This window comes from bacterium, assembly GCA_023150945.1.
Taxonomy (GTDB): domain Bacteria; phylum Zhuqueibacterota; class Zhuqueibacteria; order Zhuqueibacterales; family Zhuqueibacteraceae; genus Coneutiohabitans.
The window spans coordinates 252,539-265,863 of the sequence record JAKLJX010000004.1 but is presented as its reverse complement, the minus strand read 5'-3'; the positions used below and the strand labels follow the sequence as shown (position 1 = coordinate 265,863).

At 60.5% G+C, this 13,325-nt stretch carries 12 protein-coding genes; 9 read left to right on the top strand and 3 right to left on the bottom strand.

Annotation, left to right across the window (positions count from 1 at the left end):
• Positions 1 to 42: 42 nt before the first annotated feature.
• The gene (locus L6R21_07825; GenBank protein MCK6559095.1) at positions 43 to 354 is read right to left on the bottom strand and encodes a hypothetical protein; all 312 of its coding nucleotides are present in this window, start codon (positions 352 to 354) and stop codon (positions 43 to 45) included.
• Between the two features lie 316 nt (positions 355 to 670).
• On the opposite strand from L6R21_07825, the gene L6R21_07820 reads away from it, so the two are divergent.
• From L6R21_07820 to L6R21_07780, 9 genes are all read left to right on the top strand, one after another.
• Positions 671 to 2,365 (top strand): type IX secretion system membrane protein PorP/SprF, encoded by a 1,695-nt coding sequence (locus tag L6R21_07820; protein MCK6559094.1) that lies wholly within the window; start codon positions 671 to 673, stop codon positions 2,363 to 2,365.
• A gap of 66 nt (positions 2,366 to 2,431) precedes the next feature.
• Positions 2,432 to 3,319 carry a MotA/TolQ/ExbB proton channel family protein gene (locus L6R21_07815; protein MCK6559093.1) on the top strand — a complete coding sequence of 296 codons (888 nt, stop codon included), beginning with the start codon at positions 2,432 to 2,434 and terminating at the stop codon, positions 3,317 to 3,319.
• Positions 3,303 to 4,130, top strand: a complete 828-nt coding sequence (locus L6R21_07810) for a T9SS type B sorting domain-containing protein (protein ID MCK6559092.1) — start codon at positions 3,303 to 3,305, stop codon at positions 4,128 to 4,130. The genes L6R21_07815 and L6R21_07810 overlap by 17 nt, the downstream gene beginning before the upstream one ends.
• Positions 4,131 to 4,188: 58 nt before the next feature.
• Positions 4,189 to 6,630 (top strand): VWA domain-containing protein, encoded by a 2,442-nt coding sequence (locus tag L6R21_07805; protein MCK6559091.1) that lies wholly within the window; start codon positions 4,189 to 4,191, stop codon positions 6,628 to 6,630.
• 49 nt (positions 6,631 to 6,679) lie between these two features.
• Positions 6,680 to 7,081 (top strand): biopolymer transporter ExbD, encoded by a 402-nt coding sequence (locus L6R21_07800; GenBank protein ID MCK6559090.1) that lies wholly within the window; start codon positions 6,680 to 6,682, stop codon positions 7,079 to 7,081.
• A gap of 58 nt (positions 7,082 to 7,139) precedes the next feature.
• Positions 7,140 to 7,535 carry a biopolymer transporter ExbD gene (locus L6R21_07795; protein ID MCK6559089.1) on the top strand — a complete coding sequence of 132 codons (396 nt, stop codon included), beginning with the start codon at positions 7,140 to 7,142 and terminating at the stop codon, positions 7,533 to 7,535.
• Positions 7,519 to 8,637, top strand: a complete 1,119-nt coding sequence (locus tag L6R21_07790; GenBank protein MCK6559088.1) for a hypothetical protein — start codon at positions 7,519 to 7,521, stop codon at positions 8,635 to 8,637. The genes L6R21_07795 and L6R21_07790 overlap by 17 nt, the downstream gene beginning before the upstream one ends.
• 55 nt (positions 8,638 to 8,692) lie before the next feature.
• The gene (locus tag L6R21_07785) at positions 8,693 to 10,144 is read left to right on the top strand and encodes a tetratricopeptide repeat protein (GenBank protein MCK6559087.1); all 1,452 of its coding nucleotides are present in this window, start codon (positions 8,693 to 8,695) and stop codon (positions 10,142 to 10,144) included.
• 56 nt (positions 10,145 to 10,200) lie between these two features.
• Positions 10,201 to 10,854: a hypothetical protein gene (locus tag L6R21_07780; GenBank protein MCK6559086.1), complete on the top strand. Its 654-nt coding sequence runs from the start codon at positions 10,201 to 10,203 to the stop codon at positions 10,852 to 10,854.
• Between the two features lie 367 nt (positions 10,855 to 11,221).
• Here the strand turns inward: L6R21_07780 and L6R21_07775 are convergent, their stop codons facing one another.
• Together L6R21_07775 and L6R21_07770 are read right to left on the bottom strand one after the other, a co-directional pair.
• Positions 11,222 to 11,668 (bottom strand): hypothetical protein, encoded by a 447-nt coding sequence (locus L6R21_07775; GenBank protein MCK6559085.1) that lies wholly within the window; start codon positions 11,666 to 11,668, stop codon positions 11,222 to 11,224.
• 41 nt (positions 11,669 to 11,709) lie between these two features.
• The gene (locus L6R21_07770; protein ID MCK6559084.1) at positions 11,710 to 13,131 is read right to left on the bottom strand and encodes an alkaline phosphatase family protein; all 1,422 of its coding nucleotides are present in this window, start codon (positions 13,129 to 13,131) and stop codon (positions 11,710 to 11,712) included.
• Between the last annotated feature and the right edge of the window lie 194 nt (positions 13,132 to 13,325).

The following is a 13,325-nucleotide window of genomic DNA, read 5'->3' as shown; positions in this document are numbered from 1 at the left end:
GATGCCATTCAGGAGTGATCTTTCTGCAATCCAACGCTCTGCTCAATTGCAAAAAGATGCGTCCAGCATGACGTTCTTCGTCTGTTCGAGCAGCCCACCATAAGATATAAGAATATCCGCCAGTTCCAAACTCGAGCTTCTCGCCGGCGCGGGCCGCGCCGCGTCGGCCTGAATTCCGAATCGTTTTTCCATTTTGTAAGTAACTTTCAATTTTGCCATGCCCGGCTTACAAACACGGCTTCGTTCCAGCGTGCGTGCCAGCCCGCTGGTCGAGATTGAAAGACAGATGACCCCGTTCAGGTTGGCCGCCGGTGATGAAGGATTAGCCTTGCCAATCAAGGCTGATCGTGACACTTGTCACTCGCTTGCGCCCGGCGTTGCGCTGCACTCTTCGCCGGCAAACGTGCGTCACTGATTTGCCCAAACGCGCCGGCGAGGTTTGGTATCGTTCTTGCCAACCTTATGGCCGCAACAAAGCGTCACCTCGTGAACCTCGAGGTGTTACCGGAAGACTCGTTTTCCAAAAAGCGGAAGCGCAACTTCGGCGCGTGCCGCTTTGGAAAATGGGAAGCAGCGGCGACGCCTCTTGCCATCTCTCTGAAAGGACTGTGTGAACGCTATGACGGCGTACCGGCGACAATTTCTGCATCGGAACCTCCTCTGCCTCGTCATGCTCCTTGGCTTGGCGCCCCACGCCGGCCTGGCCCAACGTCAGATTCTGCGCAATCCGGTCGATCCCACCGATCTTTGGATCACCACCGTCAATCCGGCAGCGGTTTCATTTCAGCACAGCCAAGTGGCGCTTGGCCTGGAGGTGTTGCACGCGGGCTTTGTGCCGGGTCAGGTCTTCGGCTTGCATGAAAACCGTTTGAGTCTGAGCCTGCCCTACTGGCTGCCGTTGGATTTGTCAACGGGCGTGGAACTGCGCGTGTTCAACGCTGCGATCTATCGTGAAGTCGAAGCGAACTGGCTGCTGAGCCGCAAAGTGCGTGGACCGCTCGCCCTGGGGTTGCGCCTGGGTCTGGAAAACCGCGCATTCAACGCAAGCGAATTCAATCTCGTGGATCCAAATGATCCGTTGCTCGCGCCCGGCCGGGCGCATCGCCTCACGCCCAATCTCGGCTTGGGCCTTTATTGGCAGCACGACCGCTGGGCTTTGGGCGCGGCCGTGAATCATCTCGATCAGCCCAATATCGCCTCCGCCGGCCTGGCGCGGTTGCCGCGCGAGTTTTCCGCTGCGCTCAGTTATCGAATTGGAAATTTCGCTCCCAGCCTGGTGTGGAACAGCAGCGGCGCAAACAGTTTGTTCGGGATCAACCTCAGTGCCTCCCTGGCAAGACTGGTGGGCATGCGCACGGGCTTCGAAGAAGGCGGGCCGTTTCGCGTCGAAAGCCAGTTCCGTTTCAGCCGCGATTCTCAAATCGCGTATGCCGTGAATTTCCCGACGGCAGAAGTGAGCGGCGCTTCGGCGGGCACGCATGAACTCGCATTCGGCCACATCTTTGGCCGCGAGCCGGATCTCGGTCCGCCGGTGCTCAGCATGAGCAGCTCCCGCCTGCAGATCATTGAAAGCCGCGTGCGGCGCACTGTTGACGCGGGCCTCACGCCGGCAAGGCTGCAAGATTTGCCCGGCCTTTCCCAGGATTTTGTGGATGCGCGGCAACGGCTGGGCAACGTGGTGGTGGTGCCGGTTGGTGATCACGGCCAGTCCGCGCCCGCCGAGGAGGCCGCGGCGCCATTTCGCATTCTGGGCAAGCATGCGAGTTTGTTGCAACAGGGCAATCCCGGCGTGCATCTCGCGCTTCGCTTGCCGCAAGAAGATTCCGAAACGGCGCGGTTGGCGCGGCGGTTGCTGGCCGCCGAGGCCGGCGTTGATCCCAGCCGCATTTTGGTGGGTTATCAGCCGCGCGTTTCTCCACCCTCGTTGGAGGGATTCAAAGCCGGTGGGACTACAGTGGAGAAGGCAACGCCCGCGCTCACGCCCGGCACCGTCACCTTTGCGATCACCGTTCCCGGCCGGCGCCGCATCGCGAAAGAATGGCAACTCGCGATTCTGTCCGCGGCGCAGCAACCGGTGCGGGTGTTCTCGGGCCGTGGCCGTTTGCCGGAAACGCTCGAATGGGATTGGCGCGGTGCGGACGGCAAGCTGGTGCCGGCCGGCGCCTATACCGCCCTGCTGCAGGTACGGAGCGCGCACAACAAACCTTATTCTTCCGCAGCGCAATTTCAAGTGTTGCTCATCCGGCGGGAGATCAAATTGCATTTTCGCAAGCCGCCGGAAGAAGGGCGGCCACTGCAATCGCAGCGCGAGTCTTCGTTTTTGCGTGCCGGCGCCGCGCCGGCAGCGGCTTCCACCCCACGTTAGTCGGGTTCAAACGACGACGCCATGCAATCAACTTCAGGACGATATCAGCAAAGGAAACGCACGACCATGACTCTTCGACGACCAAACTGGCGCCGCACAACTTGGCGGTTGGGGTTGAGCCTGATGCTCGCGGCATGGGCAGCACCCAACCTGCTCGCAGCATTGCCGCAGACGCCGGCGGCGGCCACTGCACCGGCAGCCGGCGCGCCGAATGCAGCCGCCAATACCACGATCCAAAGCCTGACGCTCAAGGAAATGCTCGACATGCTGGATTGGACCTATTGGCCGTTTGTGCTCATTACGCTCGCCGGGTTTACGACATTGATCTGGCGCGGTTTGTCCGACTACCAGGACAAGGTGCGCGGCCGGCAGCTTCTGGTCCAAACCATTTCCGTCAGTTCGCTGAATCAATTCGGCAGCCTGGTGAGCGCGGTGCAACCCAGCCGCGCGGCCAGACTGTACAAGCACATGATCATGACCTTCAACAAGACCAATCAGGCCGAGGGACTTGCCGGCGAAGTCAATGCCTACCTGGCGGATGATCGCATCGACTATGAGTCCTTCAATCGCGTGATGACCTATTTCTCCGACACCGCCGGTGCGTTGGGATTGCTCGGCACGGTCTGGGGCATCTTTGTGACCTTTTACGGCGGCACACTGGACAGCACGACGATTCTCAACGGCATGGGCGTGGCTCTCATCACCACTTTGGTCGGTTTGATCTTGAGCGTGATTTTCAATCTCGGCACCACGGCGTTGCATGCCGCCTATGGCGCGCATCTCAAAGTCATCGGCGACAAGGCGGAAGAACTGCGCCAGGCGCTGCTGGCGTTGCAGCGCAGCCGCAACAACATTCGCAAGAATTTCTCCGCCAAGCCGGTGGTTTCGCGCGGAGAAGAAATGGCGGCGGCCGCGCCGCATCTGCAGGAGCACGGCAATGGCCGCGACTATTAAGCTGCAACTGCTGCGCTGCAGTGTGACCCTTATGCTGATGGTTTACTGCGCGAACGCTGCCGTGGCATCTGGCCGAAGCCTGCCCGATGCCGGCGCTACACCGGCACTGCTGATCCAATTGCCGCCGGAGAAGGTGCTGGCCGGCAGCCGCTTTCGCCTCACGTTTCAAGTCGGTACGGCCGGCGATCCGGTCAGCCGCCTCTTTGGCGTGGGCTTCGAATTGAATTACACCAATGGCCGCTACTTGCGGCTGGTCGACAATTCCATCGCGGCCGGGCCGCTTTTGGAGCCGAATACCTACACCTTCATCAAGCATGAGCCGGGGCGTAGTTTGATTTCGCTGGCGGTCAGCCGCAAGCTGGGCGCGACCGGCGTCGCGGGCCGCGGCGAGATTCTCTCGCTCGCTTTCGAAGTTTCCACCGATGCGCCGCCGGGAACCACGCTGTGCTTTTCACTCGGCGCGATTGCGGCCAATGACTCTGCCGGTGCTGCCCTGGCGTTGCAAGCCGGGCCGCCGGCCTGCTTGACGGTCGCGGATTTGAGCATCGAGGTCACGCCCAATCCCTTCACGCCCAATGACGACGGCCGCAACGATCGCGTGGAGTTCCGGCGCGAGGGCGGCATTCCGCCGGAATGGCGCATTGCGATTCTCGACCGTTCCGCGCGCCTGGTGCGCCGCCTGCAAGCCGGCCAGAATTTCTGGGACGGCACCAACGACAGCCAGCAGCGGGTGTTGCCCGACATCTACCTCTACTTGATTCAAGACGGTGAAACGATTGTGAAACGCGGTGTGATTGCCCTCGTGCGTTGAACACGCCGCACCGTTGCCACCATTGGCGAGGCAAAATGCAACAGCAGGAAACGACACCATGAACCTCTCGACAAAAAATCAAGTGAGGGTGAGCCGCGGGGCACAAATTCTGGGGCTGTGCGCTTTGGTCGGCGTTTTGGCTGCGTTCAGCGGCCCGGGTGCAACTCCCGCAGCGTCAGGCAGCACGCCTTCCTCTGCCTGGGCAGGGTTGACGCTGAACTACAACCAGGTCGACGCCACTGGTTTTCCCACGATTGTCTCCTATCTCACCGTCGTCGATCAATCGGGCGCGACGGTCGGCGGGTTGACCAAGGATCACTTCCTCGTCCGGGAAGACGGCACACGCGAGCTGCCGATCATCGTGGAAGAGACGACCACCACCAGCGCGGGCGTGACGATGGTTTTGACGCTTGACCGCAGCGGCAGCATGGAACAGGCCATGCCCGCGGCCAAGCAGGCGGCAACGACGTTCGTCAATCTCATGGGCCAAAACGATCAAACCGCCATCGTCTCCTTTTCGACCAGGGCAACGGTTGACCAGACTTTTGCGAACGACAAGACGCGGTTGAACGCCGCCATCAATGCCATGGTGGCGCGTGGCGGCACCGCGATTTACGACGCCTTGTTGACCTCCGCGGATTTGCTGGCGGGCGTCACCGGCCGCAAAGCCATCATTCTGATGACCGACGGCGAAGACAAGGACAGCAACGCGACGCTCGATCAGGTGGTGCAGCGTTTCGCCACGCGCGAAGTGCCGGTGTATGCCATCGGTTTGGATTTGGATCCGGGCAGCAAGGAGGAAACCAATCTCGTGCGGATTGCCGAGGCGAGCGGCGGGAAGTACTTCTTCAGCCCCTCGACGGCGCAACTCGAGCAAATCTATCGCGAGATCGCGCTGCTGCTGCGCCATGCCTACAAAATCACCTACCGCACGCACAACCGCACGACGGACGGCACCCGGCGTCAGGTGCGCATCGAGGTCAATTACCAAGGCATGAACGCGGCAGGCGACAACAGCTACATTGCGCCGTTGCACGTGCCGACGGTTGCGCCGGCGGCGGACACGCTGCCCGCGCCGATGCAGGAATTTCCCGTGCGTGTGGAAATTCCGGCGACCAGCTTGTACATGTACAACCTGTATGATTTGCGCGTGGTGTTGCGCTATGACAAGCGTTATCTCAAACTGAAAACGCCGGCGCGGCAAAACATCGTGCCGTTGGAGTTCTTCGGCCAGCCCGCGGATTTCACTTTCACCAGCGGCTCGGACACAGCGCAATCCCAGGTGATGATGCGCTTCAAACGCAACCTGAATCTGACGCCGGCAGAGGGCCGCGGCCGTCTCGCGCAAATCACGTTTCTCGCCAGCGCGGCCCTGCCGGACAGTACGCCGCTGCGCTTCGACATCGTCACGCTCGAGGCGCGCGATGAAACCGGCTGGCCGGTGGCCGTGCAGCCGGATGATCTCACCCTGCTGAGCGAAGGCTTGATCGTCTGGCCGGGCGACACCAATCACAACGGCGTGGTGGAGCTGACCGATGTCACGGTTCTCGGCGTGCACTGGGGCCAAACCGGCGCCGGGCGCAAAGGCTATTCGAATTTGAATGCCTGGCAGCCGCAAGTCGCCGGGCGATATCCGCGGCCGGCGATCGCGCACGCGGACGCCAACGGCACCGGCCAAGTGGAGGAGCGCGATCTTTTTCCCATCGGTTTGAACTGGCGCAAGACCGCGACGCCGCTCACGCTGAAATCCAATGCTCCCGCTTCGGTTGCGCCGGCGGGCGTGTTGCAGCAGGAACTGGTGCCCGCGGGAAAACCGAACCACTTCCGGGTGCTGGTCAAATTCGAGAATCAATCCAAAGACCTTCTAGCAGGATTTGCATTTCGCATGGACTATTCAACTGAGAATATCACCGTGGTGGAGGCGGAAGCAGGCGAGGCTTGGGGCAGCACGCCGCTGGTGTTGCAGCACGATGAGCCGGCCGGCCGCCGCTTTGCCATGAGCCTGATCATTCCGGCAGGCGAGCCGGTGCAAGCGAGCAGCGGCACGCTGGCGGAAATCACGGTTGCGGCGGCGGTACCGCCGCGCCTCGAACAACTCGCCTTGCACCAGGCCGTGGTGGTTTCTCCATCGGGGGAAACGCGCGAGCTGGCAGCACCCAGCACCGCGCCGGCAAGTGCAGGCGCGCCGCCCCAGGATTTTTCCCTGCACGCAGTCTATCCCAATCCCTTTGCGCTTGCGGGCAACCTCGCCGCCGCCACGCTCCGCTACGATTTGCCGGAGAATGCTGCGGTCAGCCTGGAGGTGTTCAACAGTCTGGGCCAGCGCGTGCGGTTGATCACCTCCACGCTGGCGGACCGCGGCCGGCATGCGGTGCCGTGGGATGGCCGGGATGATCGCGGCCACTTGCTGAGCAGCGGACTTTATCTGCTCAAGTTCGAGGCCGCCGGCGAAAGCGGCCGGGTGTTTCAAGCAACTCAAAAGCTGACGTTGATGCGATGACCAACGGTACGGTGCCGGTAACGGCCAGTTTCACCTCGCGAGGTGTTTCATGAGCGGCGGCGGACTCATTCTGCGCTTGATTGATTTGGTCTTCATTCTCCTGTTCGGGTTCATCGTGATCTCGCAGATCAACACCAGCAAGATGATCAACCCGCCCAAAAGCACCGAAGCAAGTGCGCACAAGGACTCGACGGCAGTCATCATCGTCGGTGTGCTGCCGAACGGCGTGTACCCGATCAACGACGGCCAGACCGTTTTGCCGGATTCCACGCGCCTGCAGCGCTATCTCGATCAGGAGGCGAAGAAGGCCATGGCTGCGGGCCTGCCGCTGGGCGTGCGCATCCGGGCGAACTGGGATGCGCCGGTGCGCTACAGCCTGGCAGCGGCGCAAATCTGCAAAGACCTGGGATTGCCCAAAGGCCTGGACGTGGTGCGGACGCAGCAGAAGTGAAACGGCCGCCGGTCGCGGCAGTTGTGGTAGATGAACATTCGACAGTGGGAGTAACAGCGTGGGCGGTAATCGTCTCATCATTCGATTGATCGATGTCGCATTCATCATTCTCTTCGGATTCATCGGCATCAGCGGCATGCGCACCGAATATCTCGACCTGCCTTCCGGCTCGAATCCGCAAAAAGAGCCGCAGGAGTTTCAGGAAGTCTCAGTGCGCCTGCATGCCGGCCGGTTCGAATTGCGTGAGGGCAATCGCCGTTCGAGCTTCAATAACCTGACTGAGCTGGAGCAGGCGCTGGTGCGCTTGCAGCAGGCGGCGCCGCAGCGCCAGCGTGATTTGCTCGTCAACCTCGAATCAGGCTCCTCCGCCATCATGCAGGACTTGATTGATGTGATCGACATTTGCCATCGTCATAATTTAGCGAAGAACATCAGCTATGCGATCGTTCAATAAGAAAATCGCTGACAGCAGAAATCTGCTGCCCCACTCCATCGGCACTTCGGTGCTGATGTTGTTGGCGCTCTATCTGCTCGCCCACTTCATCACCTACAATCTTTTCGCCGAAGAGATGGCCGAGCCGGAGAAATTCGAAATCCGTGAGATTGAAAAGCTCGAGATTCCGCCGCCGAAAAAGCTGGTGCCGCAGCCGCAGAAGTTCGTGAGCAAGCCGGTACCCACCCCCAACCCCACGCCGGCGGAAACACCCCAGCCGCGGGAAAGTCCCTCCTCGGCGGCTAAGACGCCGCAAATCGACGTGGCCAATCTGGTGGCCTCGTTGAATTCGCGCCATCTGCTGTCGCCGCAGGTGACGGCGGCGCGCTCGCGGCCGGGTGAACGCAACAATGTCTCGCAGGTCAAAATTCAAGCGGATGCCGCAGCGTTTCAATTTGATCCCGCGGCTGCTTTGGCCGCGGCGGTGGCGGCGGGTTCGGGGCGCAGTCGCGTCGGTGCGCCCGGCAACATGCGTGGCGTTGGCCCGGGCGCGGGCGTGGATGTGGGAGAAGGCTCCGGCGCCGGCGTGGATGCCGGTGATGCCGGACTCTCGTTCGGCACTGGTACTGCGGGCCGGCGCTCCGGCAAGGGCGTGGGCAATGGTTTGGGTAACGGCACCGGCGTCGGCGTCGGCACCGGCAGCGGCTTCGGGGTAGGCGCCGGCGGCGGCGAAGCCGGTTTGGATATTCATGAGCTGATCAAATGGATGAAAGCCCATCCCGGCCTCATTCCCAAGCTGGTGCAATATGACATGAGCCACCAGCCGGGCGATCTCGCCTCGGCCGTGACCTTTACCAGCAATGGCCGCCGCTTTCAGATGTACTTGTCCTGCAATGAAAACGACCTGCTGCTGCGCATTTGTCTGATCGAAGCGGACAAGTTCACCATGCTGAAAGACAACGGCATCAAGGAGAAGAGTAATTTTCTCTCGACCGGCGAGGTGGTCTATCAAGGCGCAGACATTCAATCACTCATCACGGCACGTCAGGCGCCCGGCGATTTAGCGCAACAGTTTTATCGTCTCTTTTGGTCCTGGTGGGAAACGGAACGTGTGAAGAAGTGAAAATTGGCTGCCCTGCGCCGCCGAAGGCCTGCAGGGAAAAGCAGTGAAGGCTGAAATGATCCGCACTCTCAGTTTGATCTTGTGTGCCGCGGCCCTGGCGTTGGGCTGTGGCGCTTCCGGCAAAGCCAGCCGTCGCACCGCGCTGCCGCCCGGCTTGGACAGCACGACGGTGGTGCGGGCCTCGCTGGTGGCGCGGCAAAACTTTGTCACTGCCGGCCGTGAGAAAAAGGCCGCCGGCCTAACACAGATGGGCCAGGAGCGTCTGCAAAAGGTCGATGCTTTCTGGCAGTATTTGGAAAAGCGTGAAGGCGAAGGCGCCAACCTCACGCCCGAGCAACAAGCCAGTTTCGAGCGCGCCCTCACGGAGGGCGCGAAGAGCATGAGCGCGTGGAAAAATTTCACCCAGGGCGACGAGGTCAAGGAGCGCTCGCAAGTCGCGCGGCAATACTGCCTGGAAGCCCAGCGTTTTCTCGAAGAAGCGCTGCGCCTCAATCCCTTCGACAAAAACACGCGTGTGCTGCTGGCCACGACTTATTACAATCTGCAACGCCTCTTTGGCCTCGAAAAGAACTACAGTCGCGCCGTGGAAATCCTCGAGCGCCTGGTTCGCCTCGAAAAGGGCGAGCACGCGCCCTACCGATTGCTGGCCGAGAATTATTTTGAACTGAAAAACTACGAGGCGGCGCTCGCCAACTACCGGCGCGCCGAAGAGGTGATGCGGCAAACCGCATTTCTCAGCCCGCCGGATTCGGTCACGCTGTTCTATTATGCCTACCAGCAGGGCGCCGTTCATGCCCGCGCCAATGATGCCGCCGGCGCGGTACAGGCTTTTGAGCGGGCCAAGCCGCTGGCGCGCACCGAGCAGGAACAGAAGGACATTGAGAACTATCTCAAATGGATCAATTGGGATGGCGGCAACATTCGCGCCTCTGAACAGTGGGACAAGGTGCTGGAGCTGGAATCGCAGAAGCAGTATGCGCAAGTGGCGGAGGCCTGCCGCGGCATCTTGCCGACGCTGCGCACCGCCCGGGCAAAAATGGCCGTGAACACCAAACTCGCCGTGATGGAGTTCGAATATCTGCAGAAGCCGGAGCTGGGCGTCGAACGCATGCAGCAGGTCTTTGAGGCGCTGCCGCCGCGCGCAGCCGAAAAGCCGGGCGACACCGAGACCCAGGCGATCCTCAACAGCTACGGCGCAATGCTGTATCGCCTGGGCGTGGAAGCGCGCAAGAAGGAGCAGAAGAAACTGAGCCTGGCCTACTTCAGCAAGGCCGCCTCCTTCCGCTGGGAAAACGTGGCCAAGGCTTATCTCGAACTGGTGCCGTTGGTGTGGAACACGCCGGAAGAAGCGATCAAGTACGGCAAGCTCGCGCTCGCCGCGAACACCCAACTCTCACCGCAAGAAAACTGCGAGCTAATGTCGTTGATGATCAAAGCGCACAAAAGCGCCGGACGCTTCGAGGAGGCGCGGACCTACTTTGAAGAATGGAAAGACTGCAAGCAGTGAGACCGGCGCACGTGCCGGCAGTGAAGTGAATTCCCCTTGCGTGGAAGGATGACGACATGCACAAGAGAATCTGTCTCTTTTCCCTATTGTGTACCCTGGCTGCGGCCAACTCAAGCCCGGCGCAGAGCCAGTTGCCGCGCGTCGAAATCGATCAGGAGATGATGCGCTATGCCGTAGTCAGTGATCCGGCGATGATCCGGCTGTTCGTGGAAGATTTCATGATCACGGAGGACCGCGTCGAAAAGTTGCGCATCTACGACATCTTCGGTGACGGCTATGGCGAAGGCGACCTGGCGCGCACCTACCCCGGCGGCAAGATCTACCTGATTGCTCCCGGCAAAAAGGCGCAGGCTTTGATGAACGGCTGGCGCTTCGGCGACAACATCCGGTTCACCGCCAATGCCGACGATTCGCCGGAGACTTTCGAGAACGCGCCGGATTCCGTGCGCGCGCTCGGCGCCATCTTCGCCTCGCTGTTGCGCGGCCTGCGCCGCAACTACAAAGGCATGCCCATCAAAATATCAATGGAGCAGAACCAGGGCGTCACCTCCATCGAGATGTGGGACTATGACAAGCGGCTGCTGCAATATGCACCGCCGCCGGTCACCAACCGTGAAGTGGTGAAACCGGTTTACAATGTCATTTACCTCGAAAAGACGATCTCAGACTCGGTGTACCTCGCTCCGCCGGCCATGAACAGGATGCGTTGATCAAGCGATTGGTGTTCATCCGAAATCGCGAACCTTTGAGAGAATGTTCCCGCAACGGCTCGGCCGTTGCGTCAAAATCATCAGCATCTCCACGACACTCGAAGCTTTGAAACCTCGGCTCAGCCGAGGTAGGAACATTCAGGAGCATGTTCCCGCGACGGCTTGGCCGTTGTGTCAAAATCCTCGGCGCTTCCACGACACTTGAAGATTTGGAAACCTCGGCTCAGCCGAGGTTGGAACCTCTATTACCATGTTCCCGCAACGGCTCGGCCGTTGCATCAAAACCTTCGGCCTCTCCGCAACACTCGAAGATCTGGAAAACTTGGCTCAGCCGCGGTTGGAACATTTTAGGACAGACTTCCATTATTCATCCCGCCAAAAACGCCGCAAGCAGACGCTGGTAACGATCGGCCAGCGCCGCTTGCTCCACTTCCGCCGACCACCGCCGCAGTGTGGCGTAATCCTCCTCTTCAACCTGTTCTGCCACTGCCAGGGCTTCGAGATAAAGCTCCAGCGCCCGGCTGCGCAAGCTGTACGCAGCTTCTGGGTCCCCGCGCCGGCCGGCCAGCTCCGCGTCGGCCTGCAGGAGCCGGGCAGCGATTCTGATCTTCCCGGCCTCGCCCAACAGCGGAGCAGCGGTGGCGGGCGCGAGGGAAATCAACAGCTCGCGCTCGAGGCCGAGCAGCTCGCCATAGGCCTCCTCCACCTCCTGCTGCGCCTGATCATACTTCTCCTGCTCCTGCAAGCGCAGAATGCGGCGCATGACCGCGGCGAGCTGCTGCACCAGCCGCATGAGGTAATCGCGTTCGATCATGGTGATTGCAACAATTCCAGTCTCTCATTTGCCGGCGCCATTCAATTCTGCCCTTCCGCCTCCCGCTTGGGCCGCAGTTCTCGGGCCTTGACGGTCTGCTGCCATACCAGCTTGCCACTCTTGTCGTAACATTCCATCGTCAACTTGCGATCGCGGCGCGGTCCCTCGAAGCGCAGCATGCCGAAGCCGTGACCGGCATCGTAAAGCGTGCCCGGTACGCGATGGGGATTGTTCAAATCCTTCTCCGCGCGATACGTGCCGGCGGTGAATGACGAGCTGGTGAAATCGTACAGCGGATAAAAGCCCTCCGGCTGCAATCGGATCAGCTCGCTCATGTGACGGTCGCCGGAAAGAAACACCACGCCCCACACGTTTTGCTCCTGCAGCCACTGCAGGAATTGCCGGTATTCATGCGGAAACTTCGCGAAGGACTCGGCCGGCGACATGGGATTGAGCATTTGGTTGCCACCCACGATGATTTTGAACGGCGCTCGGCTGGCGATCAAGCCGTCTTTCAGCCAACGCATCTGTGCCGGGCCGAACATGACCTTGTCCAGCGAATCGCGCGAGAAGTTGGGCGAGCGGTGATAGCGATTGTCGAGCATGAAGAAGTCGATGTCATTCCAACTGAAGCTGAAGAAGACACCGGGCACGCCGTCATGGCCAAAAGCCGGATTCGGCCAGTAGGCTTTGAAGATTTCCAGCGCCGGCTGCTTCATGCGATAGGTCCAATCGGCATCGTTGGGACCGTAGTCGTGATCGTCCCAAATCGCGTAGTGTTGCGTGGCGGCCAGCAGCGCCTGCAACTCGGGCAGGGCGCGGGTGTGGGCGTTGCGCGCTTTCATCTGGGCAATGGAGAAGAAGTCCGGCTCGCGATAGTAGAAATTGTCGCCCAGCCACAGCATGAGATCCGGCTGTTTCGCGGCCATCACCGGAAAGATGTCGTAATCACTGCCGTAAGGTTTGCCGGGCCGGTCATGGCTTTCCTGATTCACATACGCGCAGGAGCCGAACAGCACGGAGAATGCCGGCGGATCGCTGCGCCATTGCCAAAACGTCTGCGTTTGAAAGCTGAGGCGATAGGGTCGCGGCACGAGTTTGCCGTCAATGTACAGTTCATACTCATAGCGTGTGCCCGGCTCAAGCAAACTCAAGATCACCTGCGCGATGTGGTCGCCCTGCGCGGTGGTCATCACCGTCGGGCTGAGCGCGGCAGAGCCGGGCTGCCCCTGAATCCAATAGCGGAACTGCACCAGTGCCGGCCGCGTAGTTTGCACCCACAGCGCCGCTTCGGTCAGTTCTGCGAAACCTGCCATCGGGCCGGAACGCAAGCCGGCGTCCGCGGGATTGGGATTGAGCGGCTGCTGCCCTAGCGTGGTGGTCTGGGCGGTGAGCACGCCCGCAAGGCCGAAAAGCAACACCCAGCATGCACACCTTGCCTGTCGGATAAATTTCTGCTTCATCGTTTTCCTGCCTCCAGAATTTGGAAGAACAACCCTTGAAGTGAATCGCTAGAGTTTAGAACGACTCGGCGCTGTGTCCGAAGCTTCAAATGATTTGTAGCATGAGCAAGCAAAACGGCCGGAAGGCTTCAGTCGGCTTCAGCCGATTTCGGCTAGCAGCCTGCGATTTGAATCGCAGAATATGATTCGCACAA